Raw genomic sequence first — 21,932 nt, forward strand, 5'->3', positions numbered from 1 at the left:
CTAGCGGCGCTCGCGAGAAACGGAAAGCGCTTCAGCAGCGCTTGCGCGTCACCGCTGCCCCGTCATTGATGATGGTGAGTTCGCGGCCATTGGCCGACGGGCGCAGTTCCAGCTTCTTGGTCCAGCTATCGCCCTCTCCGGTAAAGGCGGCATCGACCTTCACCTTGCCACCAGTGCCGGTCGCAACCCCCGTCACCGTGCCGACGCTTTCATGGAAGATCAGGCTGTCCGGCGTTACCTTCAATTCCAGTTCAGCCGAACGGTCGCCGCAACGGTCGTTGACGCCCGTCCAACTCCCCTGCAACGCTGCGGGAATTGCCCCGACACGCGACGCCGTTCCCGTCCTGTCAGCAGCGGCGGAAACAGATGCGTTGTCGGCAGCATGGGGCGGCGTCTCATTGCCCACCGCCAGCGTCTCATCCTGCGCCGGTGTCTCGTTGCTGACATCATAGGTCGCCTGCTCATCGACAATGTTGGTCGACATCCGGGGCTTTTCCCCGCCCTTGTCGTCACAGGAGGCGAGAAACAGCAATGGCATGGCGAAAAGCAGGCGCATCCGTAATGAACCGGCGGGGCGGTCAAGGGTTCCAGCTACAGGCTTGCCAGCGGCACGGCTTGGGGCCATCACCCTTGCTCTGCCGCCAAGGATGGAGACGGGTGATGATGAAGCGCGCGATGATCGCAATGGCCCTTGCCGCTACCATGTTGGGATCGACCGCAGCCATGGCGGCGCTGTCTGCCGGTGCCAAGGCGCCCGATTTCACCACGCGCGGCGCGCTGGCGGGCAAGACCTTCACCTTGACCCTGTCCCACCAGTTGAAGCGTGGCCCGGTCGTCCTCTATTTCTTCCCCAAGGCTTTCACCCCCGGCTGTTCGGCCGAAGCGCGCGAGTTCGCGGCGCATATTGATGATTTCAAGAAAGCGGGCGCGACCGTGATCGGCATGTCGGCCGATCCGGTGGACGACCTTGTCGCCTTCTCCACCAAGGAATGCGCGGGCAAGTTCGCCGTGGCCTCGGCCGGACCAGACATCATCGCGGGCTATGACGTCGCGCTCAAGATGGCGCCGAGCATAACCGACCGCACCTCTTACGTCATCGCGCCCAACGGCCGGATCGTCTTCGTTCACAGCGAGATGAATTATACTGGCCATGTAAAGAGCACCCTCGCCGCCGTGCAATCGATGAAGGCGAAATAGGAAACGCCTACCCCGTCTCCCCCCACCTCCGTTCGCTTCGAGCGAAGTCGAGAAGCGCTGACACATCCTATGTCTCGACTTCGCTCAACACGAACGGGCATCACCCTTATCCGGCGCCCTTCACATAGCGCCCAAACCACTCCAGCGTAGCCGCCCAGGCCTCCTTAGCCGCAGCCTCATTATAGCTCGGCCGGTAATCCGCCATGAATCCGTGATTAGCCTCCGGATAGACGGTGATCGCATCCGGCGGCGACTTGCCCGCCTTCGTCAGCGCCGCCCGCATCGTCTCGACGTCAGCGACGGGGATGCCCTTGTCCAACCCGCCATATTGCCCCAGCACCGGCGCCTTCAACGCGGCCGCCTGCTCCACCACGCTCAACGGCTGCAACGCCGTCTTGTCGCTGACCAACCGCCCGTAAAAGGCGACGCCCGCATCCAGTTGCGCACTGTGCGCGGCGTAGAGCCATACGATCCGCCCTCCCCAGCAGAAGCCGGTAATGCCCCGCCGGGCCGCATCTCCACCATGCTTGCCTGCCCAGTCATAGGCCGCATCGATGTCGGCCATCACCTGCGCATCGGGCGCCTTCGACACGATGCTGCTGATCAGCTGCTTGATATCGGCGATCTTGGTCGCATCGCCATGACGGGCAAACAGATCGGGCGCGATCGCATAATAGCCTTCTCGCGCAAAGCGACGGCACATGTCGCGGATCCATTCATGGACGCCGAATATCTCATGCACCACAACGATGATCGGCGCTTTCTCCGCCTTTTCCGGCCGCGCCACATAGGCTGGCATGGCAAAGCCATCACTCGCCGCGATCGATACCGTCTCTTGGAACAGCCCCTCGCCCGATGTCTGCACGGCGCTGCTCGACACTGGGCGGCATGCGGCGGCGAAACCAGCCGCGAAGGCGCCGGTCATCAGCAGCTTGCGCCGGTCGAGCCCTGTGCTGTCGATCCAGCTGCGGTCTTCGGGCAGGCGATCCATTGGGCGGGGTTCTGCATTCTCACTGCTCATCGCGCTTCGTCTCCGCTGCCCCCCGGCCGCCGCAGATTATCGGCCCGTCCGCCCAGCGCAAGCGGTCAGGCCAGGAAATCGCCGCTCGCGATTCGCTCCAGCCCCGCGACATCGCGCGCATAGACATAGGTCCATGCATCGACCGACCCCGCAGCGCTTCGAACCTTAATCTGCTCTCGCCGAAATTCATGAGGCGCGGGAAAATGCGCCGCGCACTCCTCATGCTCGTCAAGAATGGCAAGGATGCCGTCAGGATCGGGCAGTCGGTACAGCCCACCCGTGACAATTCCGTCAGCACCGGGAACGAAGCCGGGATAATAATCGATCCGGTAGAGCGCGCCGCTCGCAATGGCAGCACCCGCAAATTCCGCCACCGACGCCAGCCAGCGAGCCATCTCCCCTGAAAATCCGGGCCGGAGAGACCCGTAGACGAATAGCAGAGGCTGGCTCATTGCACGCAATCGCTAACAATAAAAAAGCCGCCCTGACAATAGCCGGGCGGCCTTTTTGAAATTCCCCAAAGACGAGGAATGAAGGGGAGCGATTAATCGCTCAGGCGAAAAGCACCGAGTAGAAGGTCAGCATCTGCGCACCGACCGCAACCATCAACGCAACGCCCTGCATAGTGTGCCGCATGTTTCGTTTCCTGCAATTTTTGTTTTGCGCCCTGTTTGGACAAGAACGCATATGATGGACCACGCCCTTCGCCTCAATCGCAAAGGGCGCGTTCGCAGTTGCAGCAAACGCAACAGTCGCTGTTACTTCAAGCAACAATCATCCGTTGGGCGGCGGCAGGCGCCCGGATTTTCGCACCGCTGATGAAGAAAACGAAGACATCCCCCTTATCCGCCATGCTTCTCGCTCTTTTTTTCCAGCCGTCGATTTCGTCAGGCGAATAGCCGGTCGCCTCCTCCTCTCGCGTGCGCATCAGGCGAAGGTAAGAAAAGCCCACATCATGGCCCTTGATCGCGGGATATTCGTCATTATCGGCCAGCACCACCGCCGCGCCCGCGTCGCGCGCCAGTTGCAAGAAAGCGGGATCATCGAAACTTTCGTGCCGCACCTCCAGCGCATGGCGCAGACGGACGCCATCGACGCTATCGGGCAGCAGCTTCAGGAAAGCACCGAAATCTTGCGGCTCGAATTTCTTGGTCGGCATGAACTGCCACAGGATCGGACCCAGTCGATCGCCAAGTTCCGCGATCCCCTGCCCCACGAACTTGGCGATCGACTCACCAGCCTCCCCCAGCACGCGGCGATTAGTGCAGTATCGCGATGCCTTCACCGCGAACTGAAATCCGTCCGGCACCGCCTTGGCCCAATTCGCGAAGGTCGCGGGCTTTTGCGTGCTGTAATAGGTGGCGTTGATCTCCGTCGCGGTCAGATGCTGGCCGACATAGGCCAATTCATCCTTCTGCCGCAGCCCTTCGGGATAGAAGGTGCCGCGCCATGGCTCGAACGTCCATCCGCCAATACCTACACTTATGCGTCCCGCCGCCATCGCACTCTCCTTCCGGGCCTATCCTGACGCCGCAACGCGACCGGGAACAGAGCAAATGTCAGGAAGCCGCCTTGCGCCGCAGGCCGATCAGCCACGGCTTCACTCCGCGCGTCGGCCGCGCCGTTCCATCCAGCCTCTTGGCGCGAATGATCGTCACCGGCTTCACGATCATCTGCCCCCGCATCAGCCCGGACCCGCAACAGGTCGGCATGGCCAGGATGCGGCGCACGACATCCATGCCAGCGACCACATGGCCGAAGGCAGCATAGCCGATATAATCCCCCCGCGCGTCCATGTTGGGCGTCGCACCTGCCGTGATGAAGAAATTGCCCATCGCCGAATTGGGCCGATTAGGCCGCGCCATCGACAGGGTCGCATCAAGATGCCGGATACCGGTCCTGCTGGTCGGCTCATGCGGGATTGGCGGCAGGGACCGGCGCGCATCGGTATCGATCCCGCCCTGGATCAGCCCCAGCCTCGCGTCGCTCTTGCGCCGCGCCGCCCGGTAAAAGGTGACGCCATCGAACCGGCCATCATCGACATAGGCAAGGAAATTGGCCGAAGTGCGCGGCGCCCGCTTGTTATCGACCGCAACCACGATCGTGCCAACCGATGTCTCGATCGCCACCCGCGTATAGCCGGGCGTCGGCCGATTGCCCGGCATGCTCCACGCAGCCGTCGAAGTCAGGAATAGCAGAAGGACAAGCGCGCGCAGCAATGCGGTAAAGGTCAACGGCTCAGGCACCGATCATTGAACTGAAGTGGCGGAAAGAGGGAGGGAAACTACACCAATCTAATTTAACAACTACATTTCAATGTCTTATAATTTCATGATCTCAGATTTTGTAGCACATTTTGTAGCAAATTCCGTCGACAACACCACCGGTCATGAGCAGCCGTGACGCGCTGCATCTAGGGTCAGGACCTATTAAATTACTTGCGGTGCTGAGGATTGGTTGATTCAATGGCGGCGTGAGGAGGCGTCGCCGTGAGTGATCTGATTTGGCTTTCGAAGGCGCAGATGCGCCGGATCGAGCCGTATTTCCCGCTGTCGCACGGCGTGCCCCGGGTGGATGACCGTCGGATCATCAGCGGCATCATCTTCATTATCAGGAACGGCCTGCGGTGGCGCGATGCACCTGCCGACTATGGCCCTCCCAAGACGATCTACAACCGCTTCATCCGGTGGAGCCGACTTGGCGTGTTCAACAAGATTTTCGCAGCGCTCTCGGCGAAGGCCGGGCAGCCTGACCAACTGATGATCGATGCGACGCATCTGAAGGCGCACCGGACCGCAGCCAGTCTGCTCAAAAAGGGGCTGTTCCCCGACGTATCGGACGCACCAAAGGCGGCCTGAATTCCAAGCTCCACGCCGTCTGCGACGGAAAGGGCAGACCGCTGGTCATGCTGCTCAGCGAGGGGCAGATGAGCGACTACAAAGGCGCTGCCCTGATGCTCGACGCCTTGCCCCGCGCCAAAGCCCTGCTCGGCGATCGAGGCTACGACGCCGACTGGTTCCGCAACGCGCTCGCGGAACGCAGCATCACCGCCTGCATCCCGTCAAAGAAGAACCGAAAGGTCCCGATCCCGCACGATGCCGTGCTCTATCGCCAGCGTCACAAGATCGAGAACATGTTCGGCAGGCTCAAGGACTGGCGTCGCATCCACACCCGTTACGACCGCTGTGCGCACACATTCATGTCAGCCATCTGCATCGCTGCAACCGTCATCTTCTGGCTCAATCAATGAGTCCTGACCCTAAATCAAGCGATAGCCAATCCCCGGCTCGTTGCGGATCAGGGCGGGCTGCGAGGGATCGTCCTCAACCTTAAGCCGCAAAGCACGCACTGCAACTCGCAGATATTCGATATCATCGCGATGCGCCTTGCCCCAGACACGTTCGAGCAGAGAAGCATGGGTCAGAATGCGCCCGCCCGCCTCGACCAGCGCTTGCAGCACAGCATATTCTTTCGGCGTCAAAGCGACTGGACGCCCATGCACTTTTGCTTCGTGACGGTCCGGAAGCATGCGAATGGGACCATGGCATAATTCCGCCCCGACTACCGCGCTGTGCCCTTTCCGTAGGGTCGCTCGCAAGCGGGCGCGTAATTCGTCGCCATCAAAGGGCTTGGTGACATAGTCCGCAGCACCCAGATCAAGGGCGGCGACCTTTTCGGCCACATCGCCGCGCGCGGATACAATGATGACCGGAACCGCCGACACGACCTGGATGGCCGGGATCAGTTCCAGTCCGTCGCGATCCGGCAATCCCAGGTCGAGCAGAACCGCGTCGATCCCGCCCCGGACGATAGCGTCCATGGCGGCGCGTCCATCGGGAACGGCGACAGCCTCATGCCCATCCTGGGCGAGCACAACGCCAAGCAGGCGAAGGATGGCAGGTTCGTCGTCGATGCACAGGATGCGGCTCATGCGCCGCCCTTTGCGGCAAGAGGCATTGCCAGCGTGAAGCAGGTGCCTCCCGTCGGGGCTTCATCGACTGAAATCGTCATGTCCATCGCATCGGCAAATCCCTTGACGATGGCCAGGCCCAACCCGCTACCGCTTGTCCGGTCACTGCCTTCAAGACGGACGAACCGTTCGAATATCCTGGCCCGGTCGGCGATCGGCACGCCCGGCCCATCATCGCTGACGCTGAACAAAACGGCATCGCCTGCATGCTGCGCATCAATTGTTATGCTGCTGGACGCACGCCGCAGGGCGTTGTCGATCAGGTTGGTCATTATGTGATGCAGCAACATCGGATCGCCTGCGACGAAGGGCAGGTTGGCTGGAATATTCCGCAGAACGCGAATGCCTTGCGGTGCCTCCAGCCCGTCCATCGCCGCACCCACGGCATCAATCAGGTCCACGCTCTCCACCCCAGGCGCGAGCGAGCCCGCCTCGATCCGCGCGGCTCCGACGAGATCGGTCATCATCCGGTCAAGCCGTTGGGCGGCAGCGAGGGCATCGCGCGCGTCGGCATTTTGCTGTGCCAATAAAGTGAGGCGCCCGTTGATGACGGTAAGCGGCGTGCGGAAATCATGTGCCAGAGAGGCGAGAAAGGTACGGCGCAGCCGGTCTGTCTCTTCCAGCCTTTCCCGCTCATGCCGCTCGGCTTCCAGGGCAGCGCTGTCCCGGCTCTGGCCCAGCAAGCGGCATAGTTGCCCAAGATGTTCCAATTCGCCCGGTTCCCGCGTCCCGCCATCTGTTGGCCTCGCCAATGCGGCGACGTTGCCATCCTTGCGGTTCTTCAGTGCAAGAGGAAGAAAGGTCCAGTCGGCGGCAGGCATCACGCCAGTGCCGTGGCCGGTCATATCGCCATTGTGGAGCGCCCATGCCGCTGCCGAAAGGTCAAGCGACGAAAACGCCGCCTCACCCTCGGGCAAGGCGCTTTGCGTCAGCAGGCGGAGGTCGCCATATCGCAGGGCAATCCATTCAAGACCTTCACCCAATGCGGCCTCGGCCGGGTGCCCGGCCAGAATGGCAGACAGTCCGGCGGCTTCGTCACTCATCCGCGCGCGTTCGAGTGCTTCGGCCTCGCGCACCATGAGCCTGATGGCCAGACGGCTGGTGACAAGGGCCACGGCCACCAGCACGAAGACACTGACCAGATTTTCCAGGCCGTGGACGCGAAATGTGAAACGGGGCGGCAAAAGGAAGAAGTTGTAGGCCGCCGCGCCCATAACCGCCGCGAACACTCCCGGTCCCACGCCACGGGTTGCCGCATACAGAACCGGCAACAAGAATAGCAGCGCCGAAGAAGCAAGGCCCAGCCCCTGAAAAAATGCCGAAGTCACCCAGGTGATGGCCGCAACACCCGCCAATGCAAAGGCATAGGATGTGGCTGATCGTCGCATGGTTGCCCTTATAGCTCTATCTGGCTGCCTAATTCGACCACGCGGTTCGGCGGGATCGAAAAATAGGCTGTGGGGTCAGCGGCGTTGCGGTGCAGGAACATGTACAGGATGGTCATCCAACGCGGCAGCGCGGCTTTCGTGGCAAAGCGGATAGCACTGCGGCCGACGAAGAAGGACGTTCCCCCCGCCCCGGCGAGCAGGCCGTCGCGCCGGGCGAGGTCGCTCGGAACATCGATGCTGTCCATATAGCCATAGCGCAACCGGGCCTTCAGAAAGCGTTCATCGACGCGTTCCAGTTCCAGCCTTTCATCGGCCGCAATATAAGGGCGGGATTGGCTTTCGACCTTGAGCAGAATGTTGGTCCGGTGAAGCGCCTTGTTATGCTTGAGATTGTGCAGAAGGGCACCCGGCGCGACATTGAGATCCTGCGTCAGGAACACGGCAGTCCCCTCGATCCCGATTGGCGGACGGGCGGCAAGAGCCTTGATCAGAGCGTCAAGCGCCACACCCTGTTCGCTGGTGCGCTCCTGCGCCGCCTTGCGCCCCTTTAGCCAGGTCAGGATGACCACCCCAACTATGCCCGCCACCAGCAGCGGCACCCAGCCGCCCTCGCTGACGCGCAGGATGTTGGCGCCAAAGAAAAACAGGTCGAGCGTGAGGAAGGGGAAGATCAGCAGGGCTGTCCAGACCGGCTCCCATTTCCAGAACCGCCAGGCGATGATGAAGGCAAGGCAGGTCGTCACCACCATCGTTCCCGTCACCGCGATGCCGTAAGCCGCCGCCATCGCTGTGCTGGACCTAAAGCCGAACACCAGTATCAGCACACCCGCCAGCAGCAGCCAGTTCACCCCGGGCATATAGATTTGGCCCATCTGGTGTGCGGAGGTCTGGCGGATCGTCAGGCGGGGTAGAAGACCCAGCGAAATGGCCTGGTGCGTCAGCGAATAGGCGCCTGTGATCACCGCCTGGCTGGCGATGATGGTGGCGAGTGTGGCCAGCACAACCAGTGGCGCGCGCAGCGCATCGGGGGCCATGATGAAGAACCAGTCGGCATTGGCGAGCGGCCTTCCAGCCGCTTCGGCAGCCGCCAGCGCCTTCAACGCCAGCGCCCCTTGTCCCAGATAGTTCAGCGTGAGCGCGGGCCAGACCAGCGTGAGCCAGCCAAGCTGGATCGGCTTGTGCCCAAAATGGCCCATATCGGCGATCAATGCCTCCGCGCCCGTTACGGTCAGGAACACGGCGCCCAGGACGAACAGCCCTGTCACACCATGCGATGCCATGAAACGCACCGCATTGACCGGGTTGAACGCCGTCAAAATCTGGGGCGCATCGGCAACATGCCAAAGGCCCAGCCCCGCAAGTGCGACGAACCATAATGTACAGACCGGCCCGAACAATCCGGCGATGCTGGCCGTGCCCCGCGCCTGAATGGCGAACAAGGCCACAAGGATAGCGACAGCCACCCCGATGATCGCAGGTTCGCTCATACCCTCCAGGCCGGGGATGGTCTTCAATCCCTCCACGGCGGAAAGCACCGACAGGGCCGGGGTGATGATGGCGTCGCCATAGAACATCGCCGCCCCGGTAGCTCCGAGCAGCAGCACGATCAGCCAGCGTCCATCGGTCGCCCTCCTGGCCAATGCCATGAGCGAAAGAACACCGCCCTCGCCATTATTGTCCATCCGGCTGAGGAAAAGGACATATTTCAGCGTCACGACGATGATCAGCGCCCAAAGCGCCAGGGAGAGAACGCCGACGATCTCACCGCGCGTGATCCCGTCCTGCGCCGCCTGCGCCAGCGCTTCGCGAAAGGCGTAGAGCGGACTGGTTCCAATATCCCCATAGACGACACCAATCGCCCCGAGCGTCAGGCCGCCGAGCGAATTGCGCGTTGTCTTGGAGATTTCCTGCATCGACGAGCTTCCTGATTGAAAGCCGATCAATGCAACCAGAGCGCGTTAAGGCTCCATGCGAATGGCACGCCCCGAGTATAAAGATCGCATAAATTTTTCGGAACCAGCCGTAACAGCAACGGCAAAAAGGGACCGGATGTCGGCCCAAGGATAGATTTCAAAATTTAATCGTTATATTTCAAATGTTTATAATGATTGGCGGAGAGGGAGGGAGCAGTATGTTCAAGCCAAAAGTGCCTAATATCCTGCGTTCCCTTCAGAACGGCCGAAGCTCCCCCACACTCGTTCCCACGGTCATCTCTGCTGGCCATCAAACCACCAGCTTGATGATATTTATGACGGACCGATTTGGATCTGTCCAGACGCTACTGAATGAGCCCTGCTGCCGGCCGCTAATCGGACTGTCCGAATGCGGAATGGCAGGTTCGCGGCGATCGACTCGGGAGAGCTGCTACACCTGAGGGACGCGGCCCAGCTCCAGGCCCTCTTTCTCAATCACCCCGCGGCGAGTTTTCTTCTCTGGTTCTCAGGTGCGGACCGCCGCGCAGCCAATCCACACCTCCCGTCAGGGTGTGATCGGTTCGGCATCCTTCGGACGTCACTTACGGTGGCCGGTATCGCTCGGCAAAGCAGTGCCGCCTCAACATCATAGGACCAGCTTTAGCCGGTCGGGGTGAGCCAAAGCCGCAGAGGCAGCAAAATAGGAAGTCCATACCAGTCAAGGTGCGCACCCTGCGGTCGGATTGACGCGTTGGGGGGTTATGAAGTTCCAAATACGCCATGAAACCACCTACCGCTATCGGAATGCCGTCGGCCTGCAACCGCATCGCCTCATGCTTGCGCCGCGCAGTTCGCACGATCTGAGGGTCTTGGCGAGTTCGATCCGTCTGACACCGGAAGCCGACATCGAATGGTCGCAAGACGTGTTCGGGAACCTGGTCGCGACCGCCTGCTTCTCAAGCTCTGTGGACACACTCGTCATATCAACGGACATCACGGTGGAGCAGTTTGCTCCCGCGTGGCCCATCTTCCGGATCGCGCCAGGCGCTCACTCCTACCCATTCACTTATTCAGAAGAAGAGGTTACCGACCTGGGCACCCTCCTTAAGGCGCAACATGCGGATCATGGCGGACAGTTAGATAATTGGGTACGCGCTTTCGTTCACGCATTTCCGACCGACACGTTGTCGCTGCTGAAAGACATCAACAATGGCATCGCCGACGCGATCGCGTACCGAACCCGAGACGAAGATGGAACACAAGACCCCCTGGAAACTTTAACGATGGCGAGTGGATCCTGCCGAGACATGGCGGCTCTTTTCATCGAGGTGGTTCGCCACCTTGGCTTTGGCGGCCGTGCCGTCTCCGGCTATTTGCATGATCCAGACCAACTGCTGCATGACGCAGGATCAACGCACGCCTGGGCGGAAGTCTATCTTCCAGCGGCCGGGTGGATCGCGTTTGACCCTACGCACCGGCGCACCGGCTCAGCGAATCTCATTCCAGTAGCAGTTGGCAGGTGCAACAAGCAGATCATGCCGGTCACGGGTGGGTTCATTGGCGCAGCGGACGACTTCATCGGCATGGACGTCCAGGTGAACGTTGCGCTGATTTAATCCGTTTAGCCGCAGTGTCAGGCGGCGCTCAAAAATTTCCTCGATTCATGGAGAGACAATCCATGCTTAATTCTGGATTCTACATCCAGATCCTGACCGGCCTCGGCGCCATCATACTCATGACCGCCTGGATTCCGATGGTCCTGAGGAAGATGCCTTTGTCGCTGCCGATCTTCTGCGTAGCCCTTGGTGCGGCCCTGTTTACGATGCCCCAGTTGAGACCCTTCGCGGTTCATCCGCTGCAGTACCCTATCCTGGTGGAACGCCTGAGCGAGTTTGTGGTGGTCGTCGCGCTCATGGGCGCGGGTCTCAAGATTGACAGGCTCCTTGGCCTTCACCGCTGGATCCTCACTTGGCGTCTCCTCGCGATCGCGATGCCGATCACGATCCTGCTTGTTGCAGCGCTCGCCTCCTCCCTTCTGGGGCTTGGCCTCGCAGCCGCCCTGCTCCTGGGATCGAGCCTCGCCCCCACAGACCCGGTGCTCGCGAGCGACGTCCAGGTCGGCGCACCAGGAGAGGGAGAGGAAGATGAGGCCCGTTTCGCCCTCACGTCCGAAGCGGGTCTGAACGACGGGCTTGCCTTTCCTTTCGTCAACCTGGCGATTGCACTGGCCGGCCTCTCCTTTGGAACGCAAGCGCTTGAACATTGGCTCATCGTTGACGTGATCTGGAAGGTTCTTGCCGGTGTGGGCATGGGCTACGTCATCGGGATGGGGCTGGGCTTCCTTACTTTCCACCTGCCCAATGCCGCCAAGCTGTCCCGGACAGGTGACGGCTTCGTCGCCCTTGGTGCCGCGCTCCTTGCATATGGCCTCACCCAATTGGCGCACGGGTACGGCTTTCTCGCCGTTTTCGTAGCGGCGCTTTGCCTTCGCCATGCCAGCCGCGACCACAGCTACCATCATCGTCTGCACGCATTTGCCGAAGAAGCCGAACGCCTGTTGATGATGCTGATGCTGGTGCTGTTCGGCGGCATGATCACCCATGCAGGGCTACTCGCGCAACTGGATATTTGGATGATCTTATTCACCGCCCTGACAATCCTCGTCGTTCGCCCATTCGCCGGTCTCATCAGCCTTTTCGCATTGGAACTTCCATGGCGGGAGAAGCTCGTGATTTCCTTCTTTGGAATACGGGGCGTGGGCACGATCTATTATCTCGCCTTCGCCCTCAATCAAGCTCATTTCCCCGAGGCGGAGAGGCTCTGGAGTGTCGCTGCCTTCGTGGTGCTCGTTTCAATCGTTCTACATGGCATCACCGTAACTCCGTCCCTCCAGCTTCTCGACCAGTGGCAGGCGCGACGTCAATCTTCGCAGTGATGGCAGCAAGGCCAGGGTGTTCCGGCGCTTCAATGCTGAACAGAAAGTGCTCTCGTCCCCAACGGCAACGTGCTATTGTGAGGCATCCCGGCTCGACTCATCCAGACAGGCCGGGGCTGAGAGACACAGGCGCTCCCGTTTGGCGAGGAGTGCACAATGTCCGCATCTGAAAGCTCTAATCCATCATTATCGCTACGCGAGGCTCGCAGGCACGCTGACGCTGAGCAACAATGGCTGACCCTTGGAGCAGCGCGAGAACGGTCGAGAAAGGCGGCGGCCATTTCGCATGACCGTAAGCGCCAGCTGGCGTCGGCTATTGATAGCTGGGAGAATGAGGGTGGAACAGCAATTGGCGTTGCCACGTCATTAAGACCCAAGCCTCTCCGGCTCACTAAGCTCCAGTGGTGCGCTGATCTATTTCGTGACGATACCACGATGCGTGCGGCCATTATCAACGGCCTCCTCATATTGATAGCGGGAACAGTAGCCATCATATTGGTAAATAATTGAGCCCCCATATTTACAGCGATTGGCAGAAAAATGGATGCTACACCAAAAGGACTGGCGAATGCCGAGTTTCGGCTGACGCCCGGACTGACCTGTGACCTCGACAAGCTACAGGAACTTCAGACACTCCTCTATGCTGCCCGCGATGCGCTGGCATGTGGAGAAGCGCTGTCTACGATCGAGAGGCAGCGTTTAGACGGTGCGCTCGACGACCTCATGGTCTCGAGGAGGAGCAGCAATGCGCCACCGGGCGCCCCCCACACATCTGAACAAGCGAAGCAGCACAACCCATACATCTGACGTCCAATGCAAAGGAATACACCATGGCCAAAAGCCAGAAAAGATCCAACCGTGAAGTTCGCAAACCCAAGGCGGAGAAATCCAGAAAGCAGAATGCGCCCAACCCGTCGCAGAAGCCCGGCGCGCTCGGCATCGTTACCCTGAAAAGCTGATTGCGCTATAGGGGTCGGCGCGTGTTCCAAAAGCGTCCGCCAACTCCTTCATCAGCTCCGATCAAGCCCGCCATGCTGTGCGGCTACCTACGAGCGAAATTGCTCTACCTCACCGTTCATCAGAACTTCTGTCCTGCCCCGGCCGGCGTGAGGAGGCTGTCCCCCCTCATCGCCAGCGCGACCCTGAGCGTCCTCCTCCTCTTCCAACCGGAATTCCAAAGCGATAGCCGCATCTTCTGGGCTGAGTGCGTCAGACGTCCCTGCCTCACGCGCCTCAGCCTCGGCAGCCTGCGCCTCCCAAACATTGGCGGCTCGCAGGGCAGCCCGGCGTACCTGTTCAAGAGAGAAGCGGCGGCAACCTGGCGATGGTGAGCCGCCTGTCGTCTGCACATTGTTGAACTGTTGCTCATTGCGCCTACCTCTTACCGTCAGGTGGCGCGTTGCGCACCCAAAGCGACACCCATCGCGCCGCAGCGGACGGCGAACCGCTGGCCGACTTCGCCTGATCTGCGGCCGAGGCGGGCGGCCTCCCCCGTAGTGGCGCAGACCTTTAATCGTTTTCCAGTGCAGCAGAGAGATCGGCGGGATCGATCGGGTAATACTCTATGGCAGAACCCATTTGGATCCGCAGCGCCGTAACGGTGCGATGAAAGCCCGTATGGTTATTGCCCTCCAGCATCTCTTCGGTAGTTTCCACTTCGTAGGGACCCGCTGACAAGGGGTTTTCGAACCCGGGTAGCCGGAATGGTTTGGTGAAGGTCACCGTTTTACGCGTCGTACGGACGGTCATGATCGCTTCCGCCGGAGACGAGTGGGGCGTTTCACGTCGGCGGGCATCGATATCTCCTGCTTGCAGGCGGGAGCACGATGGTCTCTCTGTCACGATATGCCTGGGAAGGATCAGGGTGATTGGCCGTTGTAGCACAGCCGTTCCCGGCGGGGTGCATCTATTCGTCCGGAGCAGAGGAGACTTCTGCTGGGCTGAAATTCAAGCCTGTAGGCACCGCCGCGATACGTTGATCCTGTTTTAGTGGCTTTCCTTGAGGACAGCATCAATCATGTCTTGCCAGACGTTGATCGCGTTAGCGTCTGCCGCCGCACCGTCGCCTCCAGTTGACCATTATATTCTGTAGGCGACATCCTGCATCTTATCGCTGAGATCGCTAACGGCGGTAAGTACAGCCCGAGCTTCGGGGATATAATCTCGCAAAAGCGACCGCCCTTCCAGCCTGGCATTTTCCGGATGGCCATCGAGCCGGCACAGGGCGCGGGCAGCGCGTTCGAGCGGAGTCATTGCCAAAGCGTCCCGTTGTCAGGCGAGTCGGTCAAGCGCTCCCGTCTGCAAGTCCTTAAACATGCTCGTGCCGACAGATACTTAAGTCGGTTACGAAACGACTCGGTGGAAAAATGAGGCGCCCGCATGATAAAGGAGGCTCAAGGAGAGCTAGGTGGTGACCGAAAGCACCTCAGAATACCATCGCAGACGTGCAGCCGAGGAGATGACTGAGGCCGCGATCCATGGCGATGACATCACCGCCGAATATCACCGGCGGTTAGCCAGCGAGCACCTGGCATTGGCGAGAGAAGCCGAAAAGGCTGAACGGCAGGGCCGGGATGATAAGAAAGAAGCCAAGCTTCGCTCAAGCGAAGCGGGTCCGTAGTGGCATCTCATGTTTCCCGCACGTTTGGGGGTGAGTTATCCTCGCCATGCGGCTGACCTGGCGAAGAGGCATCTGCCTGATCATCCGGCGAAGATTGTATTCCGTTCAAGAGAGTCGACGGCGAACCGAGTGTGGAAACCAACCATGCCGGAATAGAATGGACTCATTTTAGAGGCAGGTGCCTGACCTCCTCCGATCTGCTGTCCAATTTGCCGACAAGATCATCCATGCTGCTGTCGTACACTGCCGGAAAATGCCGCGTTAACGAGCAACGCAGAACGGCGATCACACTGTTGGTAAGCAGACTGACGAGTTTCGTTCGCTCAGCAAAGGCTATCTCCTTTGAGGCCAACCATCGGCTTGGACTTAAGTGCCCAGCATTCCGCCTCCGACACGACCTATTCACTGCAAGCAGACACAGCCAGAATTTAAACCGCGAGCCCCCTCCGCAGCAGGAGGCGGGCGCTGGACGGTGGTGAGTATTTGCACTGAATGACCAGTTCTCGAAAGGGCGGCGGGCACCGGAGCGGCAAAAAGTGGCGCCTACCGGCCATTCCTTCGACTGCCCAAAAACGCCTCAAGCGATGCGACCGGTATGAGCGTCATGCTGCCGAGCTTGATGGTTTCGATCGCGCCCTCGGCGATGAGCAAGTAGAGCTTTGACCGCCCGATGCCGGTCATACGGCAGGCATCCTTGATCCGGACCGTGATGGGTGCTGGCGATGGATCAAGGCTCATGGCTGTTCCTCCTGTTTCGCAAGGGCTGTCGCGTCACCGCCGTCGGTCCGCACCAGGCGCTGCTCGACCAGCTTCATGAAGCTGACATAGCGCGCCCTTCCCAGACGGGCAGTGTCGCTGTCAAACGCGGGCTGATGGGCCACCAGCGTCAACTGGTGGAGGATGAAGACGCCCAGCATCTCGCTCAGTACGTCGACCTTGCGCTCGAGCCGTTCGGCTGTCCGGTTCTGCCGATCCAGCCTGGGGCCGAAGCGCTGGTCCAGTTCCTGCGCGCCCTTGCGGTCGAGCCAGGCATTGAGCGCGTCGGTCAGGAGCTGCGTCTTCGAGGTGCCCGGGCTGGCGGTAAGCGCATCCAGCTTCGCCGATAGGTCGTCGGGCAGGTAGAATTGATGGCGGGTCTTGAACGTCTTCATGGCCCGCAGCATCCGCCAAGTCGGTAAGGCGCGACAGTGCCTCCATGGTGCCGTGAAGTGTCCGTTGGAGGGCGGCCGGTCAGCTGATGCTCAATCCCCTACTCCTGCCGCCAATGGTCCAACTGATCGGACCCTCACGCATGACGCCAGACACGGGCTTGCCAACGGCCCGCTCGAGAACCGGGCGCCAGGGCACGAGGCTGAACTCATGCGCCCTCTCGATCACGGCATAGCGCTGGTCCCCAAGGGCCACGGCGCGGCGATAGATGCCCTCGATCGGCTCACCGCGCCGCGGCGTGACATGCCGCAGTCCGGTTTCCTGTTCGATCTGCTGGCTGGTTCGGCTGAGCTCGCGCTGCTGGAGGACGACAAGCAAATCACGGCGGAGGCGGACAGTCTGTCCCTCCTGTTCTGCCAGCCCTTGCTCCACGAGCCATGCCTGCCGCTGGACAAGGCTCTTCCTGACATCCGCGCCGAACCCGCCGGAAAGCGGCTGCGGCCGATCGCTCGCCATCTCGCGGTCCAGCCATGTCGCGCCATCATGGATGGCGAGCTGTTCAAGCGGCCCGACCGACAGCGTTTCGATGCGAACCGGCAGGCGTCGGCTCTTCTCCCGTTCAAAGCGTTCAGCATCAGCCAGATGGTTCTGGCCAATCGCCCAACTGCCATCGTGCTGTCGCTCGGGTGCGTCGATCAGCCGCCGCATGGCCTCGAGACGACGGACATGCATCTCTGCTCGGCCTTGGGTCATCATCGGGTCTTGTTTCAGGTGGAGTTCGATACTGTAGCGGCCCTGACGATGGGCAGCGACATGGGCCACGGCGCGATCGATCTCGCGCACCTCGACCGGCGTGGGCGACAGGCGGACGATGCTGCCCGTTCGGACAGCCTGCTGGTCCTCGCCGATATCGGCATAGTGGCTGTGGCCATCAATGCCGTCGATGACGAGATAGCGCCGGTCACGGTGCTCGTCGGAAAGGCCGGTGGCCACGACCCTTCCCACGATCACCTTATCCTGCGCCGGATCGAACAGGGCGTGGTTCTGGGGTGGGCGGTGGATGCCTGCTTCCCGAAGCTCCCGGTTCAGCGTCCGGACAATGTCGCCGCGCTCGCCCATGCGCCGCAGCGTGGGCTCCAGTTCATGGTCGAGCGTCCAGCGACCGTTCCTGCCTTCCTCGGCCAGGCCGAGCCGGGACAGCGTGCGTAGCCGCCCAATGAGCGAAGCATGTTGGCCCGGATCGGCCTTGGTGACGGTGATGACACCCTCTTCATCGGCTTGCCGCATCAAGGTTCGGTCGATGCTGGTGAAACGCTCCTGCCCGGCCTCCCTGGCCATGCTGGCGGCGATCTCCTGCTGCGTGCGGGGACCAAGGTCGAGGGAGACGATCTCGGTCGCCCGGGTGCGAAGCCCCTGGGTCATATAATCCCGGGCGATGACGAGATCCTTGCCGGTCTCGTCCTTACCCCGCACGATGACATGGCTGTGGGGATGGCCGGTGTTGAAATGATCGACCGCCACCCAATCGAGCTTCGTGTCCAAATCCTTCTCGGCCTGATCCATCAGGCGGCGGACCACGGGCCTCAGGTCCTCATATTGGGCACCATCCTCCGGTGCGATGATGAAGCGGAACTGGTGCCGGTCGCCGGCCGAGCGTTCGAGGAAGGGCTTGCTTTCGAGCCGATCAGCGTCAGCACCATAGAGCGATCCGCGCTCGCCCTCGCGGGTCGTGCCGTCGCGTTGGAGATAGCGAAGATGGGCGACGGCTGCCATGCCCTTGCCGAGCTTCACGATGCGGCTTTTCACCACGACGCGGCGGGCGCCGACACCAGACCCTGACGCGCCCCGGCCGAGGACCCGGCCGACGCCATTGCCCCTGCCCAGTCGCGCGCCGGTGAAGCGACGGCAGGCACTGCCCCCACCGCCGACACGACGAGCCCGGGCGAGGCTCTTACCGACGGTCGGGGTGTCGCTGCCGATCCGCCCGAGCCAGAGATCGAAATCGTCGCCGTCGGCCATGTCGTGATCCTTTCCCGCAGAAAGCAGGAAAGGATGGGAAGCGGCCGGCCCGCCGTGCAAGGGCCTCCATCGCCAAGCCCGAAAGTGCTGCATTCTCCGGCCCTGTGGAGGCATGGCCATCGGCATGCCTCCATCAAAAACCCTGTGCAGGCGCCATTCCCCGCCACCGCAGGAGGCAGGGCTTTAATCTTGCCGTATCTTAAATCCCCTAGTAACCGTCCGATGTTCGCACGTTGTTCCCCTCTTCCATGAAGTCCCATGTGATCGTCTTTCCGGTTGGGAGGTGGGTCGATGCCGCGGCGGATATTCAGCAACAGGGCGAAGCGGGCTTGGTGGTCGGTGCATATCAAGGCATGGCGGGAGAGCGGTCTGTCGGCGTCTGCCTATTGCCGCCAGCAGGGTCTTACACGCAGCGACTTCAAGGCCTGGCAGTTCGAGATCGAAGAGTGGGAAGCGCAGAAATCCGAGGAAAGACAGCGCTGGAAGCGTAGATTTACACCGGCCTCGCCGGACAAGCGGCGGCAGGCGACACAGGCGTTCTGGGCGATGCATGTGGAAGCCTGGCAGTGGTCCGGACTGCATCTGCGCGACTATTCGTCGGCGCTGCGGCTGTCGCCCTACAGCCTCAAACGGTGGCGTAATCTGATCGAGGCGGAGGAGATCATAATCGACTGGCGCGCGCTTCTGCACCCGTCGGCGCGGCCGCCGATAAGCACAAATATAAGCACTAGGACTAAGGAATCCGAGCGCATCCAGGCCTTGACAGCTGATATCGAAGCCGCCGCCGAACCACCCGGACGGGCGCAGCGAAGGCGCTTCTCGACGGAGGAAAAGATCGCGCTGCTGCTGGAGGCCGAGCGTCATGGCGAGACCATCTCCTCGGTTGGACGGCGGCATGGAATCTCGACCAGCGTGCTGTTCCGCTGGCGCGACCAGTTCGGCCTTGGCCATGAGAAGCCGACGAAGCTGGTGCCGGTGCAGGTGGTCAAAAGCCGCATGTCGTCGAACGCTCGTGAGGCATCGCTGCTGACAGGCGTGTTGCCCTGCCCTGCAGGTATGAAGGAGGTCGATCTGGCCGATGGGCGGCGGGTGTTCGCGCCCCTTGATGCCGATCCCGATGACGTCCAGCGCACGGTCGCCGAGCGGGAGGCGCGCCCATGATGATCGTCCCATCGAACGTGAAAGTGCATATGGCATTGGGTGTCACCGACATGAGAAAGGGCCTCGATGGTCTGGCGACGCTGGTGCAGGAGACGTTGAAGAAGGACCCCTTTTGCGGCCATGTCTTCGCCTTCCGGGGTAGACGATCGAACATGGTGAAGCTGCTGTTCTGGGACGGCACCGGGCTGTGCCTGTTCACCAAGAGGATCGATCGCGGACGCTTCGTATGGCCCCGCATGACGGTACCGGGCGAGACGATCCTGTTGTCGCCGGCGCAGCTTGCGATGCTGCTGGAAGGTATCGACTGGCGCCATCCCGAGCGTGTGTGGCGCCCCATAAAAGCGGGCTAAAAACCGCTGGAATCCGCCGTAAATGCTTGGGCTTACATGTCCGTTCTGGTAGCATCGGGCATGCGGCTCGATCTCGATAATCTGCCGTCCGATACGGCGCTTCTGCACCAGCTGGTGCGGGACATGGCGGCCGTCGTCGAGCACCGCGAAGATGAGATCGGGCGGCTCCAGGCGATCATCAAGAAGCTTCAGCGGATGCAGTTCGGGCGCAGGTCCGAACGCCTCGATCCCGACCAGCTTGCGCTCGGCCTGGAAGACCTCGATGCCGACATCGGCCGTATCGAGGAGAGCCGTCCGGTAATCCTCGACACGGCCGCCGAACCGCGCCCACATCGCAAGCCCTTGCCCGATCATCTGCCGCGCGAGGACGTGCTGATCGACACCAACCACGATGCCTGTCCGGGCTGCGGCGGCGCGCTGCACGGTATCGGTGAGAGCGTCAGCGAGATGCTCGACTGGGTGCCCGCGCAGCTTCGTGTCGTGCGGATCACACGGCCCAAATATGCCTGCCGGGCGTGTGGAACGGTGCGCCAAGCCGCCGCACCGGAGCGCCCGATCGCGGGCGGGCTGGCGACACCCGCGCTGCTTGCGCAGGTGCTGATCGCCAAATATTGCGACCACACGCCGCTCTACCGGCAATCTCAGATCTTCTCCCGCCACGGCGTCGATCTGGCCCGCTCGACGCTCGCGGGATGGGTCGGCGGCGCGTGCTGGTGGCTTGAAGCCTTGCACCAGAAACTGTGTGCGGACCTGTTCGCATCGGACCATCTGTTCGCCGATGACACGCCGGTTCCAGTGCTCGATCCGGGGCGTGGAAAGACCAAGACCGGGCGCCTCTGGGTCTATGCCCGTGAGCAGCGCGGATGGAACGGCCCCGCCCCACCAGCCGCTGTCTATCTGTTCGCGCCTGACCGCAAAGCGGAGCGGCCGATCACGCATCTCCAGCACTTCAAGGGCGTACTGCACGTCGATGGCTATGCCGGGTTCGAGCGCGTTGCCGCGCGACCCGACGTGATGCTGGCAGCCTGCTGGGCGCATACGCGGCGCAAGTTCTACGACGTAGAGCAGCAGACGGGCTCGCCGATCGCGGCCGAGGCGTTGCGCCGCATCGCCACGCTCTACGAGGTGGAGAAGAAGGCGCGCGGCCAGTCCCCGGCCCAGCGCATGGCATGGCGGGGGGCGCTCGCCCAGCCGCATCTCGCCGCCATGAAAGGCTGGCTGGAAACCCAACTTGGCCAAGTCCCCGCGCGCAGCACGCTGGCCGATGCCATCCGCTATGCGCTCGGCCGGTGGACGGCTCTGACGCGGTTCATCGACGACGGCCGTATCGAACTCGACACCAATCCGGTCGAACGGGCGATCCGTCCGGTGGCTCTGGGAAGGAAGAATCATCTGTTCGCGGGCAGCGACGGCGGTGGTCATCGCTGGGCTGTGATCTGCTCCCTGATCGAGACGGCCAAGCTCAACGGCGTCGAACCCTATGCCTGGCTGAGCGATGTCCTCACCCGCATGATCGAGGGCCATCCGGCGAACCGACTCAATGAACTGCTGCCGTGGAACTGGGCGCTCAATCATCGCGCCGCCGCCTGACGTGCAGCGACCAGACGCATACATCCCCTAAAATCCGGCTTTCTGCGTCTCAAATCTCAACAGCATTCTCAGAAATCCGGCCTTGATGCAGCGGCATGACAGACAAACGGCTCTCCTGCTCGGCGGCCTTTTTGCCATCTTGAGCGCCTGAATGACGGTGCGGACGTGGTCTTGGTTTGCCACGATCCTGGCTGGTTTTTATCTCAGAACGAAGTCATCGAGCGATGGATTCCAGGCGTCTTTTCATCAGTCGCAATGCCCCTGCCGACTTGAGATTGCATCTGAATTTCTGCTGCGGCCCCACCTCGTCGGCGCTGACATGCGCGAATTTTGGCTTGATAACTTACTCAAACCCAGCAATCTGTCCCGGCTCCCAAGACACGTGGGAGCGGGGCGTCGAAACCTCTGCATACCGGCTCGGTCATCCAGTTTCTGGAGGCCGGGTGGCATGCGCGCATGTCCAGCCGGCTTGCCGGTAAAGGCGCATGCGCCTGTGTGTATGCCAGGTTTCGAACATCCGGCTTTGGCCGTCGCCCCGAGTGGACATAGGCGCGACGATAAGGCCAAGGCTCAAAGCGTCGCTTATCCGAGGGACGCATATGACGATGCCAAGCAGCTC

The 21,932-nt window shown here is 61.4% G+C and carries 21 protein-coding genes; 9 read left to right on the forward strand and 12 right to left on the reverse strand.

Annotation, left to right across the window (positions count from 1 at the left end; all coding sequences use genetic code 11):
• Nucleotides 1–31 precede the first annotated feature (31 nt).
• Nucleotides 32–484, reverse strand: a complete 453-nt coding sequence (locus tag ACZ5U1_RS09795; RefSeq protein WP_464778244.1) for a hypothetical protein — start codon at nt 482–484, stop codon at nt 32–34.
• A 179-nt stretch (nt 485–663) separates the two neighbouring features.
• Between ACZ5U1_RS09795 and ACZ5U1_RS09800 the strand changes: the two genes are divergently transcribed.
• Complete coding sequence (locus ACZ5U1_RS09800; RefSeq protein WP_464780016.1) at nt 664–1,197, forward strand: peroxiredoxin; 534 nt, start codon at nt 664–666, stop codon at nt 1,195–1,197.
• A 106-nt stretch (nt 1,198–1,303) separates the two neighbouring features.
• Here the strand turns inward: ACZ5U1_RS09800 and ACZ5U1_RS09805 are convergent, their stop codons facing one another.
• From ACZ5U1_RS09805 to ACZ5U1_RS09820, 4 genes are all read right to left on the reverse strand, one after another.
• On the reverse strand, nt 1,304–2,218 hold the full coding sequence (locus ACZ5U1_RS09805; protein WP_464778245.1) for a dienelactone hydrolase family protein: 915 nt from the start codon (nt 2,216–2,218) through the stop codon (nt 1,304–1,306).
• Between the two features lie 65 nt (nt 2,219–2,283).
• A complete protein-coding gene (locus ACZ5U1_RS09810; RefSeq protein WP_464778246.1) occupies nt 2,284–2,670 on the reverse strand; it encodes a gamma-glutamylcyclotransferase family protein in 387 nt (128 codons plus the stop codon).
• Between the two features lie 311 nt (nt 2,671–2,981).
• A complete protein-coding gene (locus ACZ5U1_RS09815) occupies nt 2,982–3,719 on the reverse strand; it encodes a DUF72 domain-containing protein (RefSeq protein ID WP_464778247.1) in 738 nt (245 codons plus the stop codon).
• Between the two features lie 58 nt (nt 3,720–3,777).
• Nucleotides 3,778–4,383, reverse strand: a complete 606-nt coding sequence (locus ACZ5U1_RS09820; protein WP_464780017.1) for a peptidylprolyl isomerase — start codon at nt 4,381–4,383, stop codon at nt 3,778–3,780.
• Between the two features lie 324 nt (nt 4,384–4,707).
• Here ACZ5U1_RS09820 and ACZ5U1_RS09825 point away from each other — a divergent pair.
• Nucleotides 4,708–5,468 (forward strand): IS5 family transposase gene (locus ACZ5U1_RS09825; protein ID WP_464777745.1). Its coding sequence is split into 2 segments (ribosomal slippage): nt 4,708–5,041 and nt 5,041–5,468, totalling 762 coding nucleotides; the frame shifts between segments, so codons are not numbered across the junction.
• 9 nt (nt 5,469–5,477) lie between these two features.
• Here ACZ5U1_RS09825 and ACZ5U1_RS09830 read toward each other — a convergent pair.
• The 3 genes from ACZ5U1_RS09830 to ACZ5U1_RS09840 are packed head-to-tail and all read right to left on the reverse strand — an operon-like array spanning nt 5,478 to nt 9,489.
• On the reverse strand, nt 5,478–6,149 hold the full coding sequence (locus tag ACZ5U1_RS09830; RefSeq protein WP_464778248.1) for a response regulator transcription factor: 672 nt from the start codon (nt 6,147–6,149) through the stop codon (nt 5,478–5,480).
• Nucleotides 6,146–7,576 carry an ATP-binding protein gene (locus tag ACZ5U1_RS09835; RefSeq protein WP_464778249.1) on the reverse strand — a complete coding sequence of 477 codons (1,431 nt, stop codon included), beginning with the start codon at nt 7,574–7,576 and terminating at the stop codon, nt 6,146–6,148. The genes ACZ5U1_RS09830 and ACZ5U1_RS09835 overlap by 4 nt, the downstream gene beginning before the upstream one ends.
• Nucleotides 7,577–7,584: 8 nt before the next feature.
• Nucleotides 7,585–9,489, reverse strand: a complete 1,905-nt coding sequence (locus ACZ5U1_RS09840; RefSeq protein WP_464778250.1) for a potassium transporter Kup — start codon at nt 9,487–9,489, stop codon at nt 7,585–7,587.
• 761 nt (nt 9,490–10,250) lie between these two features.
• Between ACZ5U1_RS09840 and ACZ5U1_RS09845 the strand changes: the two genes are divergently transcribed.
• The 3 genes from ACZ5U1_RS09845 (at nt 10,251) to ACZ5U1_RS09855 (ending at nt 13,383) form a co-directional block, all read left to right on the forward strand.
• On the forward strand, nt 10,251–11,105 hold the full coding sequence (locus ACZ5U1_RS09845; protein ID WP_464780018.1) for a transglutaminase family protein: 855 nt from the start codon (nt 10,251–10,253) through the stop codon (nt 11,103–11,105).
• Nucleotides 11,106–11,152: 47 nt separating this feature from the next.
• The gene (locus ACZ5U1_RS09850; RefSeq protein WP_464778251.1) at nt 11,153–12,424 is read left to right on the forward strand and encodes a cation:proton antiporter; all 1,272 of its coding nucleotides are present in this window, start codon (nt 11,153–11,155) and stop codon (nt 12,422–12,424) included.
• A gap of 830 nt (nt 12,425–13,254) precedes the next feature.
• On the forward strand, nt 13,255–13,383 hold the full coding sequence (locus tag ACZ5U1_RS09855; protein ID WP_464778252.1) for a hypothetical protein: 129 nt from the start codon (nt 13,255–13,257) through the stop codon (nt 13,381–13,383).
• 550 nt (nt 13,384–13,933) lie between these two features.
• On the opposite strand, the gene ACZ5U1_RS09860 is transcribed toward ACZ5U1_RS09855, so the two are convergent.
• A complete protein-coding gene (locus ACZ5U1_RS09860; protein WP_464778253.1) occupies nt 13,934–14,173 on the reverse strand; it encodes a hypothetical protein in 240 nt (79 codons plus the stop codon).
• A gap of 658 nt (nt 14,174–14,831) precedes the next feature.
• Here ACZ5U1_RS09860 and ACZ5U1_RS09865 point away from each other — a divergent pair.
• A complete protein-coding gene (locus ACZ5U1_RS09865; protein ID WP_464778254.1) occupies nt 14,832–15,044 on the forward strand; it encodes a hypothetical protein in 213 nt (70 codons plus the stop codon).
• 543 nt (nt 15,045–15,587) lie between these two features.
• On the opposite strand, the gene ACZ5U1_RS09870 is transcribed toward ACZ5U1_RS09865, so the two are convergent.
• The 3 genes from ACZ5U1_RS09870 to rlxS form a co-directional block, all read right to left on the reverse strand.
• A complete protein-coding gene (locus ACZ5U1_RS09870) occupies nt 15,588–15,782 on the reverse strand; it encodes a helix-turn-helix domain-containing protein (RefSeq protein ID WP_464778255.1) in 195 nt (64 codons plus the stop codon).
• On the reverse strand, nt 15,779–16,195 hold the full coding sequence (locus ACZ5U1_RS09875; RefSeq protein WP_464778256.1) for a CopG family transcriptional regulator: 417 nt from the start codon (nt 16,193–16,195) through the stop codon (nt 15,779–15,781). The genes ACZ5U1_RS09870 and ACZ5U1_RS09875 overlap by 4 nt, the downstream gene beginning before the upstream one ends.
• Before the next feature lie 79 nt (nt 16,196–16,274).
• The gene (gene rlxS, locus ACZ5U1_RS09880) at nt 16,275–18,212 is read right to left on the reverse strand and encodes a relaxase/mobilization nuclease RlxS (protein ID WP_464778257.1); all 1,938 of its coding nucleotides are present in this window, start codon (nt 18,210–18,212) and stop codon (nt 16,275–16,277) included.
• 291 nt (nt 18,213–18,503) lie between these two features.
• On the opposite strand from rlxS, the gene tnpA reads away from it, so the two are divergent.
• Genes tnpA through tnpC form a run of 3 tightly spaced genes read left to right on the forward strand, consistent with a single transcriptional unit; the run spans nt 18,504 to nt 21,313 of the window.
• Nucleotides 18,504–19,373, forward strand: a complete 870-nt coding sequence (gene tnpA / locus ACZ5U1_RS09885; RefSeq protein ID WP_464778258.1) for an IS66 family insertion sequence element accessory protein TnpA — start codon at nt 18,504–18,506, stop codon at nt 19,371–19,373.
• On the forward strand, nt 19,370–19,723 hold the full coding sequence (gene tnpB / locus ACZ5U1_RS09890) for an IS66 family insertion sequence element accessory protein TnpB (RefSeq protein WP_464778259.1): 354 nt from the start codon (nt 19,370–19,372) through the stop codon (nt 19,721–19,723). Before tnpA ends, tnpB begins: the two co-directional genes overlap by 4 nt.
• Nucleotides 19,724–19,783: 60 nt before the next feature.
• Entirely contained in the window at nt 19,784–21,313 is a 1,530-nt protein-coding gene (gene tnpC, locus ACZ5U1_RS09895) for an IS66 family transposase (RefSeq protein WP_464780019.1), read from the forward strand.
• The last annotated feature ends 619 nt before the right edge of the window (nt 21,314–21,932 follow it).

It is taken from the genome of Sphingobium sp. TomTYG72, from assembly GCF_055394715.1.